This window comes from Bifidobacterium platyrrhinorum, from assembly GCF_010667645.1.
Classification (GTDB): Bacteria; Actinomycetota; Actinomycetes; order Actinomycetales; family Bifidobacteriaceae; genus Bifidobacterium; species Bifidobacterium platyrrhinorum.
Map to the genome: position 1 here is coordinate 118,847 of NZ_WHZV01000006.1, position 20,294 is coordinate 139,140.

The 20,294-nt window shown below is 64.4% G+C and carries 14 protein-coding genes; 11 read left to right on the plus strand and 3 right to left on the minus strand.

What is annotated here, in order from left to right; all coding sequences use genetic code 11:
- Positions 1-51 precede the first annotated feature (51 nt).
- Entirely contained in the window at positions 52-1,098 is a 1,047-nt protein-coding gene (locus tag GFD21_RS07735; protein ID WP_163197386.1) for a helix-turn-helix domain-containing protein, read from the minus strand.
- A gap of 279 nt (positions 1,099-1,377) precedes the next feature.
- Between GFD21_RS07735 and GFD21_RS07740 the strand changes: the two genes are divergently transcribed.
- From GFD21_RS07740 to GFD21_RS07765, 6 genes are all read left to right on the plus strand, one after another.
- Positions 1,378-3,267 carry a beta-L-arabinofuranosidase domain-containing protein gene (locus GFD21_RS07740; protein ID WP_163197387.1) on the plus strand — a complete coding sequence of 630 codons (1,890 nt, stop codon included), beginning with the start codon at positions 1,378-1,380 and terminating at the stop codon, positions 3,265-3,267.
- A 104-nt stretch (positions 3,268-3,371) separates the two neighbouring features.
- Positions 3,372-4,823 (plus strand): MFS transporter, encoded by a 1,452-nt coding sequence (locus GFD21_RS07745; RefSeq protein ID WP_225431731.1) that lies wholly within the window; start codon positions 3,372-3,374, stop codon positions 4,821-4,823.
- A 385-nt stretch (positions 4,824-5,208) separates the two neighbouring features.
- Positions 5,209-6,609, plus strand: a complete 1,401-nt coding sequence (locus tag GFD21_RS07750; RefSeq protein ID WP_191996896.1) for an ATP-binding protein — start codon at positions 5,209-5,211, stop codon at positions 6,607-6,609.
- Positions 6,610-6,794: 185 nt separating this feature from the next.
- Complete coding sequence (locus GFD21_RS07755) at positions 6,795-9,674, plus strand: glycoside hydrolase family 3 C-terminal domain-containing protein (RefSeq protein ID WP_163197388.1); 2,880 nt, start codon at positions 6,795-6,797, stop codon at positions 9,672-9,674.
- A 272-nt stretch (positions 9,675-9,946) separates the two neighbouring features.
- Complete coding sequence (locus GFD21_RS07760) at positions 9,947-12,463, plus strand: glycoside hydrolase family 3 C-terminal domain-containing protein (RefSeq protein WP_163197389.1); 2,517 nt, start codon at positions 9,947-9,949, stop codon at positions 12,461-12,463.
- A 112-nt stretch (positions 12,464-12,575) separates the two neighbouring features.
- Entirely contained in the window at positions 12,576-13,124 is a 549-nt protein-coding gene (locus tag GFD21_RS07765; protein WP_163197390.1) for a GtrA family protein, read from the plus strand.
- Positions 13,125-13,156: 32 nt separating this feature from the next.
- Here the strand turns inward: GFD21_RS07765 and GFD21_RS07770 are convergent, their stop codons facing one another.
- Together GFD21_RS07770 and GFD21_RS07775 are read right to left on the minus strand one after the other, a co-directional pair.
- Positions 13,157-14,527 carry a sensor histidine kinase gene (locus tag GFD21_RS07770; protein WP_163197391.1) on the minus strand — a complete coding sequence of 457 codons (1,371 nt, stop codon included), beginning with the start codon at positions 14,525-14,527 and terminating at the stop codon, positions 13,157-13,159.
- Positions 14,524-15,270, minus strand: coding sequence for a LytR/AlgR family response regulator transcription factor (locus GFD21_RS07775; RefSeq protein ID WP_163197392.1), 747 nt, complete (start codon positions 15,268-15,270; stop codon positions 14,524-14,526). Before GFD21_RS07775 ends, GFD21_RS07770 begins: the two co-directional genes overlap by 4 nt.
- A gap of 141 nt (positions 15,271-15,411) precedes the next feature.
- Here GFD21_RS07775 and GFD21_RS07780 point away from each other — a divergent pair, with 141 nt between their 5' ends.
- The 5 genes from GFD21_RS07780 (at position 15,412) to GFD21_RS07800 (ending at position 20,060) form a co-directional block, all read left to right on the plus strand.
- Positions 15,412-16,548, plus strand: a complete 1,137-nt coding sequence (locus GFD21_RS07780) for a glycosyltransferase family 2 protein (RefSeq protein WP_163197393.1) — start codon at positions 15,412-15,414, stop codon at positions 16,546-16,548.
- Between the two features lie 216 nt (positions 16,549-16,764).
- Positions 16,765-17,205, plus strand: a complete 441-nt coding sequence (locus GFD21_RS07785) for a PTS sugar transporter subunit IIA (RefSeq protein ID WP_163197394.1) — start codon at positions 16,765-16,767, stop codon at positions 17,203-17,205.
- Positions 17,206-17,323: 118 nt separating this feature from the next.
- Positions 17,324-17,620 carry a PTS sugar transporter subunit IIB gene (locus GFD21_RS07790; protein WP_163197395.1) on the plus strand — a complete coding sequence of 99 codons (297 nt, stop codon included), beginning with the start codon at positions 17,324-17,326 and terminating at the stop codon, positions 17,618-17,620.
- 70 nt (positions 17,621-17,690) lie between these two features.
- Complete coding sequence (locus tag GFD21_RS07795; protein ID WP_163197396.1) at positions 17,691-19,067, plus strand: PTS ascorbate transporter subunit IIC; 1,377 nt, start codon at positions 17,691-17,693, stop codon at positions 19,065-19,067.
- 186 nt (positions 19,068-19,253) lie between these two features.
- On the plus strand, positions 19,254-20,060 hold the full coding sequence (locus GFD21_RS07800) for a GntR family transcriptional regulator (RefSeq protein ID WP_163197397.1): 807 nt from the start codon (positions 19,254-19,256) through the stop codon (positions 20,058-20,060).
- The last annotated feature ends 234 nt before the right edge of the window (positions 20,061-20,294 follow it).

Genomic DNA, 20,294 nt, shown 5'->3' on the forward strand with positions numbered 1-20,294 from the left:
CTTCATCTCTCCTTTATTCTTATGCGCCTATTCCTACGCGTTTCCGCGGCGTCACGAGCGTCGCCCCTCGTGGATCATGACGGACACCTCGTGCGGCAGGGGCAGTTCCACGTCGACGAACGGGGTGTTGATATGCGCCTGCGCGAACGTCGACCGGTAGCCGGTGGGGGTGAGCGACGTGTGCTTCTTGAACTGTTTCATGAAGTTGCGTGCGTCGTTGAAATGCGCGTAGCGGGCGACCAGGGGGATGGGCAGGTCGGTGCGCACCAGCAGCGCCTTCGCCGTCTCGATGCGCAGCGAGATGATGTAGTCGCGCAGCGTGACGTCGTTCTCGCGTTTGAACAGGCGGGTGAGATAGTCGGGGTTCATGGCGAAATGGTCGGCCACGTCGATGGCGCTCAGCGACGACGACATATTGGTCTTGATCCAGGAGACGATCGGTGCCGTCCGGCGTTCGTTGGTGCCGGCGTCGGCGAGGGTGTGCAGGTAGTCGTCGCTGAGTTCGAGAAGCAGCGCGGAGGTGAGGAAGTCGTTCTCCCGCTGCGAATACCGGTAGGAGTTCGTGACGGACAGCAGGTTCCTGGCGGCGAGCAGGATGCGGTTCCGGTTCTGCACGGCGAAGCGGTCCGGCAGGATGACGGTGTTGTTGACATCGGGGCAGTACTCGCGCCGTCGGATGCGCTGGAAGGTGCGTGCGGCGTCCGGGTGCGTGCCCGTGGTCGCGTCTGCGGCCGGGCTTTCCTCCGACTGTGGTAGGAACGTGACACTTTTGCTCTGGAATCGTTCACTTTCATGCCATTCGGCGAGGAAATGCAGCCAGATGAAGTCGACGTTCTCGCCGGTGCGGTCGGCTCCCTGCACGACGATCCGCGGTGGGAGCAGCAGGCAGGTCGAAGGGCCCACGCGGAACCGGCGCTCGTTCGCATCGCCGGCGAGATTGCGCACGGTGAGGTCGAAATGGCCGGAAAGCCCCAGTATCAGCTCGAAATCGTCCTCATGCTCGTACCGCGCATGGGTCCATCCGGGCTCGCTGGTGAACTCGCCGGTCACAAGGTAATAGACCGGCTTGGCGATGTCGATCTCATAGGTGACGGCCATGCTGGCCTCCTGTCCGCCGTTGTCGCCGGATGCGGCAAAGTGAAGTCGGAAAATGACACTTTTGCTCATAATCTAGCACATCGGATCCGGGTTATCGTAATGGTGTCAGCAATCGGACGATGGTTGGCGACGGGTGGGACGTGGATGTTGCCCGACTCCTTACAACCATTGCAAATACAGCATTATGCGGCATCGGCCAGCGGTTCGGCCGCGCGCGAGCATACCCTGATGAAAGGTGGGTCGTCAATGAGGCGATATGAAGCATTTCCGATACAAGAGGTGTCGTTAACCGACGGCGAATTCCTGCGCCGCCAGCGACTGGTGAAGCGATACGTACTGGACTTCGACCTTGATCGTCTGCTGCACACGTTCCGCGTGAACGCCGGACTGCCGTCCGACGCCGAGCCCCTCGGCGGGTGGGAGGCGCCGGACTGCGGCCTGCGCGGCCACTTCGTCGGGCACTTCCTCTCCGCCGCGTCGAAGTTCACCGTGGACGCCGACAACACGGACGCCGAACGTGAACGCCTCCTCGCCGAGGTGAACACCATCGTCGCCGTGATGAAGCGGTGCGCCAAGCCCAACGGCTACGTGAGCGCCTTCCCGGAGACCGAGATCGACCGGCTGGAGGAGAAGGAGTTCCGCACGGTCTGGGCGCCCTACTACACGCTGCACAAGATCATGCAGGGACTTGTTGACGCCTACCGGTACGCCGGCAACGAGGATGCGCTCACCCTGGCGGTGAGCCTCGCGCACTACATCGCCGGGCGGTTCGCGAAGCTCGGCTACTGGAAGATCGAGAACATCCTGCACCCGACCAGGCTCAACCCGCTCAACGAATACGGAGGCATCGGCGAGGTGCTGTACACGCTGTACGGCCTGACCGGCGACGAGTCCATCCTCGAGACCGCGAAGATCTTCGACCGCGACTACTTCACCGGGCGCCTCATCGACGGCGTCGACATGCTCGAGGACCTGCACGCGAACACGCACCTGCCCGTCGTGCTGGCCGCCATGCGCCGCTACGACGCGACCGGCGATGAACGCTACCGCACCGCCGCCGAGAACTTCTACCGGTTCCTGCGCGTCCGCACCTTCGCCAACGGTTCCAACAGCTCCAAGGCCACCCACTACACCACCGTGTACGGCGTCTCCGACAAGGCCGAGCACTGGGGTGCCGCCGGCGATCTGCACGACGCGCTCACCTGCGGCGAAAGCGAGTCCTGCAACGGCCACAACACCGAGCTCATCGCCTCCGAGCTGTTCTCTTGGAACGGCGACGCCGACGTGCTCGCGCATGTGGCGCGGCTCAAGTTCAATGCGATCCTCAACTGCTTCAACCCGCGCACCGGCCTGTCGCAGTACCACCAGCCGATGGGCGTGGGCGTGCGCAAGGTGTTCAGCACCGAGGATCGGTCGTTCTGGTGCTGCACCGGCACCGGCGTCGAAGGCGGGTCCGACCTGCAGAAGGACATCTGGTTCCACACGGTGGCCGCCGATGGCAACGGGGGAGACGGCGCCTCCGCGCCGACCGTCGTGCTGTCCGCGTTCATCGCCTCGCGGCTCGACTGGCGCGAACGGGGCGTGACGCTCGACCTCGCCACCGCATACCCGGCGGGTCTGCGCGCCGGCATCACCGTGCATGTGAAAGGCGGGGAGCCGGTGAGGTTTCACGTGAAACTTCGCGCCGATCTCGTGGCGTCGGTCGTGGTGAAGGATGCCACCGGCGCCGCGATTCCCGCGGCCATCACGGTCGAGGGCGGGTTCGTCGACGTGGAACGCGCCTTCGACGACGGCGACATCATCGAGATCGAACTGCGTGAGGCCCTGCATGAGGAGGCGCTGCTCGGCGCCCCCGAACGCGTGGCGCTGTTGTACGGCGACGTGCTGTTGGCCGCACTCGGCGACCGTGCCAACGTCGGCGAGCTGCCGCCCGAGTCGCTGGCGGGCCGTGTCGTGGCCGCCGATGCCGAGGGTGTGGCCGGCGGCGAGGGGAACGCGTTGCGCCTCCGCCTCGACATGCCGGGCGGCGAGGAGCCGCTCGACCTGCTGCCGCTGTACGGCGTGACCGGTGGCGAGGACTACTCCGTGTATCTCAACACCGATGCCACGCATCCGGTGAAGCCCTGCGACTTCGCGCCCGTCGCCGAAGGCGCCAACGACCCGCAGTGAGTCCCGCCCATGGCCGTCGTTGACTGTCGTCGGCCGTGGGCGGCCGTAGGCCATCAAGCAGTCATCAATCGCAACAATCCATCATCAAGGAAGAGAACAGCATCATGAGCACCATGCAAGTCGCCGCGACACATGCGGCGTCGTCCCGCCCCGTGGCTTCGTCCGCGGCCTCCGCGTCGTCCACCAGGCTGACCGTCAAGGAGAAGATCGCCTACTCCTTCACCGATATGGCGGGCAACCTGCTGTACGTGACCATCTCGTCGTACATCATGTACTTCTACACGGATGTCTTCGGCATCCCCGCGTCCGGTGCGTGGGGCGCCAGCGTCATCCTGCTGGCCGCCCGTTTCGCCGACGCCATTGCCGCGGTCTTCTGGGGGTCGGTCGTCGACCATACGCAGACCAAGTGGGGTCAGTCGCGTCCGTGGTTCCTGTGGCTGGCCGTGCCGTTCGCCATCACCGTGTGGCTGGCGTTCACCGCACCGGGCCTGCCGGACGGCGCCCCGAAGTTCTGGTACGCCATGTGCACGTACATCCTGGCGGCCGGCGCCGTGTACACCGGCATCCAGACGCCGATCACCGCGATCCTGCCGAACCTCACCTCCGACCCGACCGAGCGCATCAGCGCCAACACCTACCGCATGGCCGGCGGCAACATCGGCTCCTTCATCACCTCCGCGTTCTGCATCCCGCTGGTCGGCTTCTTCGGCACGCTCGTGGGAGGCGGCGACAAGGCCGGCTTCATGATCGTCACCGCGCTGTTCGGTCTCATCGCCATCGCGCTGCTGCTGTTCTCCTTCAAGAACCTCAAGGAGCACAACTACCATCCCGAGCAGCAGAAGCCGATCCCGTTCAAGGATTCGCTGCGCGCCTGCAAGGGCAACATGCCGTGGATCATCCTGGTCGTCGCCTTCGTCATCTTCTGGATCGCCGCATCCACCCGCAGCGGCATGGCGGTCTACTACTCGAAGTACGTGCTCGGCAACGAGAACCTCACCTCCCTGTTCAACGGCGTGAACGTGCTTGGCCTGCTCGGCACCCTGTCGATGCCGTTCCTGGTGAAGTACACGAAGAACAAGACGCTGACCATGATCATCGGTCTCATCGTGGGCATCGTCGGCCAGTCGCTCATGCCGCTCGCCGGCGACTCCGTGGCGCTCGCGGTCGTCTTCTGGACCATCGGCGTCCTTGGCGCGGCGGTCGCCTGCGGCATGCCGTTCGGCATGCTGGCCGACACCGTCGACTACGGCGAGTGGAAGACCGGCATCCACGCGGCCGGCTTCCTCACCGCGTTCGGCTCCACCTTCTGCATTCAGGTCGGCTCCGGTCTCGGCGCGTTCATCCCGCTGCAGATCATGAACCACTTCGGCTACGTGGCCAACGCCAGGCAGTCGGCGGCGTCCCTCGGCGCGATCAGCTTCTGCTTCATCTGGCTGCCCGTCATCATCTACGTGATCGTCGGCGCGATCATGCTTCTCTACCGCAAGTACGAGAAGATGGAGCCGCAGATCAAGGCCGAGCTCGCCGAACGCCACGCCCGGGCCGCCGGCGAATGATCCGACGGTGACGGACGGCGGTCGCACCTTCGTCTTGCGACATCAGACTCCGTTCCTGCTTTTCCTATAGTCAAGAGGAGGTGGGAACGGGGTCTCGCCGCGTTCGGTGCAGATGTACGAGCAGCGGCGCAAGAACATCAACAGGGCGTCCGTCACCGCGGTGCTCGCGCTCGCACGCGTGCTCGGCTGCAAGGCGGAGGATCTGCTGGAACTTGGCGCGACGCCTGTGTGATCCGGCGGACGCCGGAAGAGTGCCGTCGGCAAACGCCGTGGTTCATGGCGTGATGGATGAATGACATGCAGGCTGTTTATAATCTCAATAAGTATTATCGAGATAAGTATAATTGTAATAATGTAAAAGATGTAACCATGGTACCCTGAAATCATGTTTATCGGACGCGAGGATGATCTGGAGCAGCTGCAAGAGCGTTATCAGGCGCGCAAAGCGCAGATGGTGTTCGTCTACGGCCGCAGACGTGTCGGCAAGACCGAGCTGCTGACGCGATTTTCGAACGGCAAGCCCACTGTGTTCTTCGCGGCGCAGAACGCCACCAAGGAGGAGCAGCTTGCCTCGTTCTCACGGCTCATGTTCGAGGCCGGGGCGCCGGGGAAGGACTATCTGCGGCAGTATCCAGACTGGGAAAGCGCCCTGTCCGAGTTGGCGAGGATGCCCGAGCCGTCGAATGGCGCTCGCAGACTGATCGTGTTCGATGAGTTCCCGTATCTGGTGAAATCGGATCCGTCATTGCCGTCGGTGCTGCAGAACCTGTGGGACCATATGTTGCGCAACACGAATCTGATGATCGTCATCTGCGGCAGTGCGATGAGTTTCATCGAAAAGGAGCTGCTGGCGGAGAAATCTCCGCTGTACGGTCGGGCGACGGGCGTGCTCAAGATCCATCCTCTGCCATATTGGGACGCCGCGAAGTTCTTCCCCGACTACAGCAGCGAGGACAAGGCCCTGGCGTATGCCATACTCGGCGGTGTTCCCCGGTATCTGGAGGAGTTCGATCCGGACGTCCCGCTTGAGGACAACATCAAAAGGCATGTGTTGCGTCGTATAGCGCCCCTGTATAGCGAGGTCGAGTTCCTGCTGCACGAGGAACTTCGCGAAACAGCGCGATACAACAGCGTGATCCGTGCCATCGCCTTGGGCGACACATCGCTCAATGAGATCGCCACTCACACGATGATCGCGAATGGCACCGCCACGGCCTATCTGTCGAATCTCATGGAGCTGGGAATCCTGGAACGCGAATTCCCCGTCACCGCAAAAATGAAGGAGCGGGCGAAAGGCGCGCGTGGACTGTACCAGTTGAACGACAACTTCTTCCGCTTCTGGTATTCGTTCGTGTTCCCGTACCGTTCCGAATTGGAACACGGCGATGTGAATAGCGTCTACGAACGGCGTATTCGACCGGCGCTGCATGATTTCGCAGGCAAACCGTTCGAGGAACTGTGCCGTGAATGGCTATGGCGGGAGAGCGCCGCGGGAAGGTTGCCGTTGCATGCGGTCCGTATCGGCCGATGGTGGGACCGTAGCCATGAGATCGACGTGATGGCCATCGGTGACACGGGAGAGCCCGCCATCGTGGGCGAATGCAAGTTCCGTAATGTCCCGATGGACATGAGGATGCTCGGTCTCCTGCGCGATCGATCCGCGTACGCCGGTGTGGGGAACAGGAAGCATTACCTGTTCTCGCTTGCGGGATTCACGCCGGAGCTCGGCGTCATGAACGATGCCGATACGCGGCTCATCGGCATTGATGAGCTGTTCGCGGACTAGCACGGTTCGTATGCCGGCGTCGGCAATGCATGCCGATGCAGAATATGCGTGCGAAACGACAGGATGGGGTGAGTGGGCCCCGGCCTCCGAGCGGTTCGGCCACAATCGAACCAACGGCATCGACGACAAGGGAATGTCGGTTCGAAGCCGAAGAAAGCAGTAGCCGGACCAAGGAGGAGAACCTTATGCTGCAGATCAACTTCGAGGACGTCATCGGCGTTCTCGAGACGTGCAAGCCTTATCTCATAGCGCTGGCCGTGGTCGTGGCGCTCATGATCGTCGGAATGGTCATCGCGCACTGGTTCAAGGGACATCGCGCCTTCGTCCGTGGCAACGTCGCCGTGGTGGGTGTCGCCTCGATTCTGGTGATCGCCAATCTTATCGCCCTCGGACCGATGTCCACGCTCATCAGTCTGACCATGGGCTCGGGACAGGCCACCGCGCAAACGACGCAGAAGGCGAAGGCCGTCGCCGAGAAGATCGCAGGAGAGGGAACGGTCCTGCTGAAGAACGACGACAATCTTTTGCCGCTCACCGATACGTCGAAGGTCAACATGTTCGGCTGGACCTCCGCGAACCCGGTTTACGGCGGTACCGGTTCCGGTGCGATCAATGACCTGTACGAGACGGTAAGCATCGAGCAGGGACTGAAGAACGCCGGTATCTCCGTCAATCAGGATCTCATCGATTTCTACAAGGACTATCAGGACGGACGCGACAATTCCTCCGATACCGACATGAGCTGGCAGCTGCCGGAGCCTCCGGTGAGCACATACTCCGACAGGCTCATCAATGACGCGAAGCAGTACTCCGACGTGGCCGTGCTGGTACTGGGACGACTCGGCGGCGAAGGCTACACCGATCTTCCGACCGACGCCAGCGGCGAAGTGGGCAGCAACTCGAAGGATTACCGGGATTTCGAATCCGGCGAGCACTATCTGCAACTATCGAAGACCGAACGCGACCTCGTCGATCTGGTCTGCAAGAACTTCGACGACGTCATCGTGCTGTACAACGGCAACAATCCGATGCAGCTCGGCTTCATCAACGAGCATCCTCAGATCAAGTCCGCGTTGTGGCTCGCGGGTGCCGGAAACGTGGGCTTCAACGCCCTCGGCAAGATCATCGCCGGCGATATCGACCCGTCGGGCCGCACCTCCGACACCTTCGTGTATGACATGACCTCCACCCCGTGGTGGAACAACGTGGAGAAGACCTCCTACTCGAATCTGAAGAACCTTACCGTCACCGGTCTGGCCAACGGCAAGATGACCAAGTTCTCGCCGTCCTTCATCAATTACGCCGAAGGTATTTACGTCGGATACAAATACTACGAAACCGCCGCGGATGAAGGCATCATCGATTACGACAAGACCGTGCAATATCCGTTCGGTTACGGTTTGAGCTACACCACGTTCGAGCAGAAGATGAGCGACATCAAGGAGTCCGGCGACAACCTCACCTTCACCGTCACCGTGACGAACACCGGCGACAAGGCCGGCAAGGACGTCGTCGAGGTGTACTCCAACCCGCCGTACACCAACGGCGGAGTCGAGAAGGCCACGGCCAACCTCGTCGCGGCCGAGAAGACCCCGGAGATCCGTCCGGGTGCATCCCAGAAGGTTTCCATCAGCATCGGCAAGGACGATCTGGCATCGTATGACTACCAGGATGCCAAGGCGTACGTGCTTGATGCCGGTGACTACGAGATCTCGATCAACAGCGACTCGCACACCGTGCTTGATCATCGCACGTACACGGTCGGCAAGAAGATCGTCTACTCCGGCGACACCACCCATGACGGCGACAAGCAGGCGGCGACCAACCAATTCGCCGACATGGCCGGCGACGTCACCTATCTGAGCCGCAAGGACCACTTCGCCAACTACGACTCCGCCACCGCCAAGGGCAGCGACGTCATGCCGGACAAGTACAAGGCCAAGTACCATCTCAACAAGACCTTCGATCACACGATGTATCTCAAGGCCGATGCCAAGATGCCGACGACCGGCGCGAAGAACGGTCTCAAACTCGCCGACTTGCGCGGCGCCGATTACGACGATCCTCGTTGGGAGAAGCTGCTCGACGAGATGACCGTGGACGAGATGACCAAACTCACTTCGCTTGCCGGCTTCCAGACCGCGGCCGTCAAATCCATCGACAAGGTGGCCACCAATGATGCCGACGGTCCCGCCGCCATCAACAACAACTTCACCGGTGCCGGTTCCATCGGCTTCCCGGTGGAAACGGTGACCGCCTGCACGTGGAACGCCGATCTGGCCGAATCGTTCGGCGACATCATCGGTCAGCTGGCCCGGGAAATGAACGTGTCCGGTTGGTATGCGCCCGGCGCGAACATGCACCGCACCCCGTTCGGCGCCCGCAACTTCGAGTATTACTCCGAGGATGCCACATTGTCCGGCATCATGGCCGCCCACGCGGTCAAGGGAGCCGCGGAAAGGGGCGTGTACGCCTACATCAAGCACTTCGCCCTCTATGACAGCAATGCCCGAATGGTGTCCGTCTGGTCCAATGAACAGGCGGTGCGTGAAATCTACCTCAAGCCATTCGAGATGGCGGTGAAGGACGGTGATGCCCATGCGGTCATGAACGCATGGAGCTTCCTGGGAACGACGTGGGCAGGCGAGTCCGGCAATCTCAACAGCACCGTCCTTCGTGATGAATGGGGCTTCCAGGGCATGGTCCTCACCGACTACTTCCGTGAGGATGGTCGAGGCTTCATGACCGCCGACGCCGCTTTGGCCAACGGTACCGACGCCATGCTTGCGACCTATGGCTCCGGTCCGAACATCCCCGCCGATACCAACGATGCCAGCACCGTGCAGTACATGCGCAACGCCAGCAAGAACGTGCTCTACACCGTGGTGAATAGTTGGGTGTACGAGGATTCCGCGCAGAATGTCGGCATGGAGACCTGGAAGAAGATCACCATCGGTGCGGATGCGGTCCTCGCCGTCGTGCTCATCGGCATCGAGGTGCTGATGATCAGGCGATACCTCGCGCGCCGCAAGACCGCGACCATCACCGTGGTCAAGACCAGGTGAGATCAAATGACGGTCTTCGATGACCGGACGATGGTTCTCCCGGCATCGCCCGGGAGAACCATTCACCTACATATGGATGACGCCCCGGTTCTTCCGCAGGATGGGCCGATTCGCCCACCAATCCTGATTGAATCGAATCGACGACGAACGAAGGAACGGATAGCCCTGTGGCCGTCACCGATCGAATGAATCGACGGCAAGAACACAGGCTCCTAAGGAAAAGGGCCAGACCCCAAAGACCAGGACATACCATCACTGCAAGGGAGAGTGACATGGAACTCGAAGAGCTTTCGGTGGCCGAGAAAGCGGCTCTGCTGTCCGGCGGATCCGAGTGGGATTCCCGCGGCAACAAGCGCGCCGGCATTCCGAGCTTCGTGATGAGCGACGGCCCCCATGGCGTGCGCCGCCAGCTCGGCGAGGGCGACCATCTGGGACTCGGCGCCTCCAAGCCCGCCACCTGTTTTCCGACCGCCGGAACGGTCGCGAACTCATGGGATCCGGCGCTCGCCGAAACGATGGGTGAGGCGCTCGGCCGCGAGGCGCACGACCTCGACGTGAACGTGCTGCTCGGCCCCGGCCTCAACATCAAGCGCAATCCGCTGTGCGGCCGCAACTTCGAGTACTACTCGGAGGATCCGATTGTCGCCGGCCGTATGGCCGCCGGCCTGATCCGCGGCATCCAGTCGAACGGTGTCTCCGCCTGCCCGAAACATTTCGCGGTCAACAGCCAGGAGCTGCGCCGCCAGGCCTCCAACTCGGTCATCGACGAGCGCACGATGCGCGAGATCTACCTGACAGGCTTCGAAATCGCCGTGCGCGAGGCCGCGCCGATGACGATCATGACCTCGTACAACGAGATCAACGGCGTCTATGCGCACGAGAACAAGCATCTGCTGCAGGACATCCTGCGCGACGAATGGGGCTTCGATGGCATGGTCGTCTCCGATTGGGGCGGCTCCAACTCGGCCGTCGCCGCCGTCATGGCGGGTGGCTCGCTCGAGATGCCGAGCCCCGGATTCACGTCCGTGCGCGAACTCGAAGACGCCGTCGCCGCCGGCATGCTCGCCGAGGCCGACCTCGACGCCCGCGCCCGCGAGGTCGCGAAGGTCGCGGATCGCACGCGCCTTGACGGCGTCGGTCGTGACGACTTGCTCGACGAATCCATCATCAAGGCGCATCACGAAGTCGCCCGCCGCGTCGCCGAAGGCTCGATGGTCCTGCTGAAGAACGCGTTCGCGGGCACCGGCGGCACCCACGCCCTTCCGTTCAAGCCCGACGCACGCGTCGCCGTCGTCGGCGACATGGCGAAGACCCCGCGCTTCCAAGGTTCCGGCTCGTCCAAGGTGAACGCCACACGCGAGGAGAACATCCTCGACGAACTCGGCAAGCTCGCGTCCGCGAACACCGCCGAACCCGCCGTCGCGGTCGCTGGCTACGCGTCCGGCTACGACCGCCAGGGCGCCGTGAAGCCCGAGCTCGTCCGCGAGGCCGTCGACCTCGTCTCGCGCGACGACGTGGACGTCGCACTCGCCGTCGTCGGCCTTGACGAACGCAGCGAATCGGAAGGCCTCGACCGTTCGACGATGGCCATCCCGCAGGCGCAGAACGATCTGATCGCCGCGCTCGCCGCAACCGGCAAGCCGGTCGTCGTCGTGCTCGTCGCCGGCTCCCCGGTCGAACTGCCGTGGCACGACGACGTCGCCGCGATCCTCTACGTCGGACTGTCCGGCCAGGCCGGCGCGTCCGCCACCGTGCGCGCGCTCACCGGCAAGGTCAATCCGTCGGGCCATCTCGCCGAGACGTGGCCGATGCGCTACGACGACTGCCCGTCCGTCGGCTGGTACCCGGCGACCGGCCGCGACGCGGTCTACCGTGAGGGACCGTTCGTCGGCTACCGCTACTACGGGACTGCGGGCGTGCCCGTCCGCTTCCCGTTCGGCTACGGACTGTCGTACGCCGCGTTCACGATGACGGGTCTCGTCGCCGACGAGACCGGCGTCACCGTGACCGTCTCCAACGATTCCGACGTGGCCGGCGCGACCGTCGTCCAGCTGTACGTGAGCGGCCCGTCGCGCGGCGCGGACGGCACGCACGCCGCCGGCGTGCTGCGTCCCACGCGCGAACTCAAGGGATTCGCGAAGGTGACGCTCGCCGCGCACGAGACGCGCGACGTGCGCATCGACTTCGACCGGTACACGTTCCGCCACTTCGACGCCGCCGCGCGCGACGGCGACGGCGCGTGGCGTACCGAGTCGGGTGTGTGGACGCTGTCCGTCGGCTTCGATGCCGAGACGTTGCCGTTGAACGAGTCGTTCGCCGTCGCCGGCGACGTGGACGCGGCTCCCGCGGACCCCGCGCTCGGCCACTATCTGAGCGGCGACGTCAAGCATGTGACCGACGCCGAGATGGCCGCGCTGTTCGGCTACGACGTGACCGCGACGTCCGGTCGCGACGGCGGGGCGACGACGTTCGGCGTCAACGATCCGATCTCGAGCTGGAGCGGTTCGCGCGGATTCGTCGCGAGGACCGTCGCGAACACGCTCAGGAAACGTGAGGCGAGCGTGCGCGAGAAGACCGGCGCACCCGACCTCAACACGCTGTTCATCCTCAACATGCCGCCCCGCGCGATGAGCAAGATGACCGCCGGCATGGTGGATTCCGCGATGGTCGACGCGATCGTCGCCATCGGCAACGGGCGCACGTGCCACGGACTCGGTGCGCTCATCGGGGCGTACCTGCACAACCGGTCCGCCGAACGGCGCGCCGCGAAGGAACTCGGCGATGAGTGAACCGACCGATTCAACCGAGCCTATTGGCCCGACCCGGGCCCCGAACGTTTCCGCGGCTTCCATGCCGTCCTGCACCACGCATACCGAAACCGCCGAAGGAGCATCCACCGTCATGTCCGAAACGGATCAAACCGCCGTCACACAGCCGAAGACCCATGCGAGGGGGCCTATCCGCCGCTGGATCGCCACGCATCCGACGATCTGGGAGTTCATCCTGTTCAACGTGCTGTCGAACATCTCCACAATCGCGCGATTCGTGGTCACGTGGATCGGCACCGCGGTGTTCGTTGCCGCGTTTGGGCTCACCACGCCGTTCCACTTCCTCATCTTCAACTACCCGGAATCCGGCAACGGTCTGGGCGGCTTCCTCACCTTCCTCATCGCCGAAGTGCTCGCGCAGGTCGTGAACTTCTTCGTGCAGATGAAGTGGGTGTTCAAGTCCGATTCCAGCTTCCGCGACGCCGCATGGAAGTACGCGATCCTCGCCGTCGTGATCGTCGTCGTGAACCTCGTGCTGCCCGGCTACGTGACCGCGCTGTGCCAGGGCTGGGGCATGAACGCCGGCATCGCCGGCACGATCGCCTCCGTGGTGAACACCGTGCTCGCCGTGGTCGTCAGTTACCCGATCCTCAAGTTCTGGATCATGCCCAGGAACAAGTAGTCGGGTGAGGTCTTCTGCGTCCGCCTCCCTCATCAGAGGGAGGCTGTTCCATTCTCCGGAATCAGCACCGTCAGCGTGAACCAGTGGTCCTCGGCCGTGATCGACACTTCGCCGCCATACTGCGTGGCGATGTGCCGGATCGACTTCACGCCGAATCCATGGCCGGTCGCATCGCGCTTCGTGGTGCGCAGATCGCCGGCCGCGTCCTTCCTCAGGGTGGCGTCGTAGTAGTTCTCCACACGGATCACCGTGAACGCGCCCTGCCGGTATAGGGCCAGACGGATCAACCGCTGCTCCGGATCGTCCAATCGCGACGTCGCCTCGATCGCGTTGTCCAATGCGTTGCCGAACAGCGTCGCGATGTCCATCGAACTCATTCCCGCGGCACCCAGCAAGGCGCCGTCCGCGACCGCCGTGAACATGATCCCGCGTTCCTCGCACGTGCGCGTCTTCGTCGTCAGGATCACGTCGAGCACCGGATTGCCGGAATGCTGCTGCGCACTGTACTCCGCCACCGAACGTTCCAACTGCTCGAATCCTGCCGCCGCATGCTGCGGGTCGACCTCGGCGCGCAATGCGGCGATCTGATGTTTGAGATCGTGTGCGAGCCGCCCGATCGACTCCAGGTTCTCCTTCGACGCGAGATACTCCTGATGCTGGCTCTCCAACTGCGCGTTGATGGAGGCGAGCTCCGCGCTCGCCTCCATCCGCCGCGCCTGCTCCTGCTGCGCGTACAGGATCGCGAACCCGCAGAAGTCGACGAGCGTGCGGATGTAGAACACCTCCTGGCCGATCTTGCCGGAGAACGGCGTGTTCGTCGACACGAAACTCAGGTTGCTCATCGCGAACGTCATTACGGTGATCGCCACCGTGCCGACGGCCAGTTGCGCGCTGACGGTCGTCGGCACGGATCGGCTGAAGTTGCGCCGTTCCACCGCCCACGCCGCGGCGAAGCAGGCCGTGTATACGCCGATCAGCACGAGCGTTTCGACCGGATGTCGCAACGGCCGTCCCACGCCGTACGCAAGGAACGTCGAGATCTGCCAGTGCAATGACGCGACCAGTTCGGCGAGCACGAATGCGCGTGCCGTCACATACAGTCCTTCGCGTCTGCCGGTGCCGGCGCCCAACCACACGATCAGCCACATGCAACCGAACGCGAGCAGCATACCGAGCATCCAGAACCATAGCGGCATCGCTCCGGCCAGATACTGCACGCCGATCATCGCGGCCAGTCCGACCGCCGCGACCGTCGCCGTGCGCCACCGATCCACGCGGCGGTGGATCACGGCGAGATACGTCATGCACGCCGCCCACTCGCAGATCGCAGTGAACAGGCGCGGGATGTCCGGCATCGCGTTCGTGATCGTCGCGCCGTCGAACGCGCCGAGGCCGCCCATCATGCGCCGCCCATGTACGCGGCCAGCGCGGTCATGAACGCCTTCTTGCGCGGCCGGCTCACGCGCAGCCGTTCGCCGTTCGACATCACGCAGTCCTGGTCTTCCATGCCGGTCACGTGCCGCAGATTCACCAGATAGCAGGAGTTCGAACGGAAGAAATCGTGCGGCGCAAGTCGTTCCTCGAACGATTTCAGCGTGCCCGTCACCGAGAGTTTGCCGCCGAGCGTGTGGATGATGATCGTGTGCCGGATCGATTCGACGTACAGCACGTCGGCGAGTTCCAGCCGCTGCTGCGCGCCGCCCGCATCGATGAGGATCGATTCGTCGGCCCGTCGACGCACCGAATCGATCGACCGTTTCATCTCCTGCTTGAACGCGAACCATGACACCGGTTTGAGCAGGTACGACAGCGCCCCCACCTGGTATCCATTGATCGCGTACTGCGGGGCGGCGGTGATGAATACGATGACGACCGCGTCGTCGCGTTCGCGGATGCGCCGCGCCGCCTCCATGCCGTCCATGTCCTTCATCTCGATGTCGAGCAGGAGGATGTCGTACACCGGCGTGTACCGTTCGACGATCTTCGCGCCGTCGTCGAACACGGAGACCGTGAACCGCACGCCGGCCCCGCCGTCGCCGCCGGGACCCGCGGCCGCGCTTTCGGCCTGGTACCGGTTGAGATAGTCCAGCACCTTCTGGCATGCCGCGGCGTCGTCCTCGACCACCCCGACCCTGATATCGCGCATGCGCCCGACCTCCCTTGCACGCGGTTTCCGTTCCGATTGTATCGGCCGGCTATGCGCCGCGCCGCAGGCGTCACCGTCCGCATCGCGCGGCGCACTACGTTCCTTGCAGGCGTTACGCTGGTGCGCATGGAACGTGAGCGCATGGAATCCGAGCCGCTGGTCAGCGTCGTCATCCCGGTCTACAAGGTCGAGAGGTTCCTCGACGCGTGCGTGGCGAGCGTCGTGGCGCAGACGTACCGCAATCTCGAGATCCTGCTCGTCGACGACGGGTCGCCCGACGCCTGCCCGGCCATGTGCGACGCGTGGGCCGCGCGCGACGCCCGTGTGCGCGTCATCCACAAACCGAACGGCGGCCTGTCCGACGCGCGTAACGCCGGCATCGCCGAGGCGACCGGCGACTACATCTACTTCGCCGATTCCGACGACACGGTCGCACCGAACCTCGTCGCCGACTGCCTCGCCGCGATGCGCGAGTACGACGCCGACCTCGTGATGTTCAAGTTCGACACGATCTCCGAAAGCGGCAGGACGCTGCTGAGCGACTACCGGCACAACGACTACGACGCCGTGCAGGTGCTCGAGCCGGTCGAGGCCGTCAAAATGCAGGTGCGGGCCGAGATCGACGGCTATTTCTGGGCGTTCCTCGCACCCGCCTCCACGTACCAGGGCACCGGGTTCGCGTTCCCCGTGGGGCGCAAGATCGAGGACCTCGCGCGCATCTGCACCGTGATCGGCTCGGCCACGCGCGTCGTGCGCATCCCCGAGACGCTGTACCACTACCGTCTGCGCGCCGGGTCGATCACCGCGACGCTCGACCCGCAGCTCACGCGCGACTGGATGAAGGCAGCCGACGACCGCGAGGAGTACATCGACGAGCGGTTCCCCGAACTCAAGGGGTTCATGCGGCTGCAGCAGCTCAACTTCTTCGCGAACCTCGACTACGAGACGATGCGCCAGTCGCTCATCGCCGGCCTGAAGATCGACCCGGAGGATGCGGATGCGCTTCGCCGGCGCATCGAGGGGCTGCGCGGCGAGGTCGAGGAGAGCGACGGCGAAGCCATCCCGGACGCGTTGCGCGAACTGCTCGGCACGCTCAAGACCGCCGTCGCCCGTCGCGCGGAACCGGCGGGGAAGGACGGCGGCGAGGGGGTCGGCGGCAATGACGGCGGCGCCGACGGCGAGAGCGCCGACGCCCGGCCCTCGCTGTCGGAACTGTTCCGCGACATGCGCGAGGACTGGCGCCAGCTGCGCATCCAGTGGGCCGACGCCCGGCGTTGACGCGGCGGCATGGCCGGCGGGCGGCCGTCGGCGCCGCGTGCCGGAACCGCCCGTCGTGCCCGTCCGGACATGATGACGACACGCCCGATATGACGTTATGACGTTATGACGATATGATGACATTACGAATCCGAGACGACGGGACGGACCGCCGGACGGATCCGGCCGAGGCCACCGCAGGCCACGGCGCAACCCCGTACTTCGCAAGGAGGCATCGTGCTGTCGTCATATCTCCAACCGGGAGGCGTACTCGTCGCCGACAAGGTGACGGACTGGCATGAGGCCGTCGACACGGTCACCCGCCCGCTGCTCGACGCCGGCACCATCACCGACGGCTACGTCGAGGCGATCAAGACGTCGATCTCGTCGCCCGGCGGCACCTACATCGACCTCGGCGGGGGAGTCGCGCTCGCGCACGCCCGACCCGAGACCGGCGTGAAGGCGACGTCGCTGTCCGTGCTGCATGTCGGCGAGCCGTTCGATCTGGCCGACGATCCGGCGCATCCGATCTCCACGATGTTCTGCCTCGCCGCCGAGGACGCCGACGCGCACATCGACCTGATGCAGGCGCTGGCCTCGCTCCTCACCGACGCGGACAGGCTCGCCGCCGTGAACGCGGCCGGCGACGTCGAGGAGCTCGCCGCGGCGCTCGCCTGAGAGCCGCGCACCCGGGAGCCGTTCGCCTGAGAGCCGCGCGCATCCCGCCTGCACGCTTTCCCCTTTCCATTCCCTTTTCCCATTCCGACAATTCCTGTTTTCCCAGAAAGGCAGACCAATGAAGATCATCACCGCATGCAGCACCGGACTCGGCTCCAGCTTCATGACCCAGCTCAACATCGAGAAGGCGCTGAAGAACCTCGGCGTCGACGGCGTCGAGACCGACCACATGGACATCGCGTCCGTCGGCCCGACCTCCGCCGACGTGCTGTTCGTCGGCCGCGACATCGCCGAGGCCGCGACCGGCCTGATGGACGACGTCGTCGTGCTCGACAGCCTCATCGACATGGAGAACATCACCAAGCAGGTCGCCGCCGCCCTCGAGCGCCACGGCGTCGAGGTGCCGAACAAGTAGGACCGGGGCCCGCCGGGCCCGGAGCATCCGGAGAACGAAGAACAACAAGAAGGATAGGTAAGGAACAACTATGAACGGCGTTTTGTCAGTGTTGCTGGACATCTTCCGCCAGCCGTCGATCATCGTGGCCCTCATCTCGCTCATCGGCCTGGCCGTGCAGCACAAGAAGGCCACCGACATCATGAAGGGCACCATCCGCACGATGGTCGGCTTCCTCGTGCTCGCCGCCGGCGCGTCCGTCGTCTCCGGCGCGCTCGACCCGTTCGGCAGCATGTTCCAGCACGCGTTCCACGTGCAGGGCGTCGTGCCGAACAACGAGGCCATCGTCGGCACCGTGCTCGTGAAGTACGGCTCCGAAGCGGCCCTGATCTTCTTCTTCGGCATGATCGTCAACGTCTTGCTGTCGATGACCTCCCGCTTCAAGTACATCTACCTGTCCGGCCACGTCGCGTTCTACATGGCCACGATGGTCGCCGTGATCCTCGAGGTCGCCGGCCTGCCCACCTGGGGCGTCATCCTGTGGGGCGCCATCGCCCAGGGCCTCATCGTCACCATCTCCCCGGCCCTCGTGCAGCCGTTCATGAAGGACGCGGCCGGCACCGGCGACGTGGCGCTCGGCCACACCGGCGGCGCGGGCATCGCCCTCGGCGGCCTGGTCGCCCGCCTCACCCGCTCCAAGAAGCACCCGTCCAAGTCCACCGAGGACATCAAGTTCCCGTCCGGCCTCGGCTTCCTGCGCGACACCACCGTCATCATCGCCCTGTCGATGGCCGTCATCTACGTGATCGTCGCCCTGTGCGCCGGCGGCTCCTACATCGAGAGCAAGCTGTCCGACGGGCAGAACTTCATCGTCTTCTCCCTTCTGCAGGCCGCCACCTTCTCCGCGGGCGTGTTCATCATCCTCGCCGGCGTGCGCGTGGTCCTCGGCGAGATCGTCCCCGCCTTCAAGGGCATCTCCGAGAAGCTCGTGAAGGACTCCAAGCCGGCCCTCGACGTGCCGATGATCTTCACCTTCGCCCCGAACGCCGTGCTCATCGGCTTCATCTCCAGCTTCGTCGGCGGCATCGTCGGCATGGGCATCATGGCGCTCGCCGGCACGACCATCATCATCCCCGGCATCGTCGCCCACTTCATGACCGGCGGCGCCACCGGCGTGATCGGCAACGGCCAGGGCGGCATCCGCGGCGCGGTCATCGGCGCCTTCGCCAACGGCCTCGCGATCACGTTCCTGCCGCTGTTCCTGCTGCCGGTGCTCGGCGAGACCGGCATGGCGAACGCCACCTACTCCGACGCCGACTTCGGCGTGGCCGGCATCCTGCTCGGCCAGCTGGGCAGCAACGGCGGCCAGGTCGCGCTGATCGGCGGCATCATCGCCGCGGTCGTCGTCTTCTACATCGTGTCCTTCGCGATGGGTCGCCGCGACAGGAAGGCCGTCGCCGCCGAGTGACGACAAGGTGATGGCCCGAATCGCCGATCCGGACCGTCATCGGATCGACGTGGACGATTGCCGGGAATGGCCATGCGCCGTTTCCGGCAATCGTCGTATCGTACGATGTCGGCCGTCGTACGATGTCGGTCGTCGCGCGACGGCGGGACACGGTAAAGTCGAAACGTACGGAAAGGAGCTGGTGACATGGCGGAGGGCGTTCCCAAATACGTCGCGGTCAGGGACAACCTGCGGCAGCGCGCCCGGGCCATGCGGCCGGGGGAGAAGCTGCCGGCCGAACCCGAGCTGTGCGAGCGGTACGGGGTCAGCCGCATCACGCTGCGCCATGCCATCGGTGACCTCATCCAGGAGGGGCTGCTCGTGCGCGAGCAGGGGCGCGGCACCTTCCGCACCGAGACCGCGGCGGACGGCTCCGGCCCCGGCGGTGCGGCCGGCGCACGTGCCGGTGGCGGAACGGGCGGCGCGGGTGCGCAGAGGCAGTCGCTCGGCAGCACGATCATGGGCTTCTTCCGCCAACAGGCCACGCTCGGCAACGTGGTGAGCACGAAGGTCCTCGACAACAGCATCGTGCGCAACGCCAAGGCCGCCGAACGGCTCGGGCTCGACGCGGACGCCGATCTCATCCGGCTCGAGCGGCTGCGTCTGATCGGCGACGCGCCGCGCCAGCACGTGGTCACGTTCCTCGCCGCCGCGCGCTTCCCGAAGGTGCATGACGACGGCTTCACGGCCGATTCGCTGTACGAATACCTCGAACGCACCTACGCGGTCAACCTCGTGGAGAACGACGTGACCGTGCGCGTGCGCGTGCTCGACGGCCGCATGGCCTGGTATTTCGGCGTGCCGGACGGCACCCCGGTGCTCGAGACGGAGTCGACGGTGAAGGACGAATTCGGCGCGATCATCGCGTACAACACCTCCCTTGAATCGCCCGACGCCAGCGAGGTCTCGTTCGTGGTGCGCACCGGTAGCGACTCCGTTTCGATGAAGCTGTGACGTGGGTCGCGGACGGCGGTGTGTCGCGGTTTGGCCGGCACCGTGACGATGCGGTTTTGCGTTTTCCCGCATTGGGCAGACCTCGGCGAAACGCCCATGCGAAAGCGCTTTCCTTGCATGGCTCGGAACGCTGTGTATAGTGAAGCGCAGGTTCGGCGGGAACAATCCCACCGCTCCGAACACAAGTAAACGCTGAGGTTTGCAGGTTACCGGGGTCGCAGCGATGCGATGACA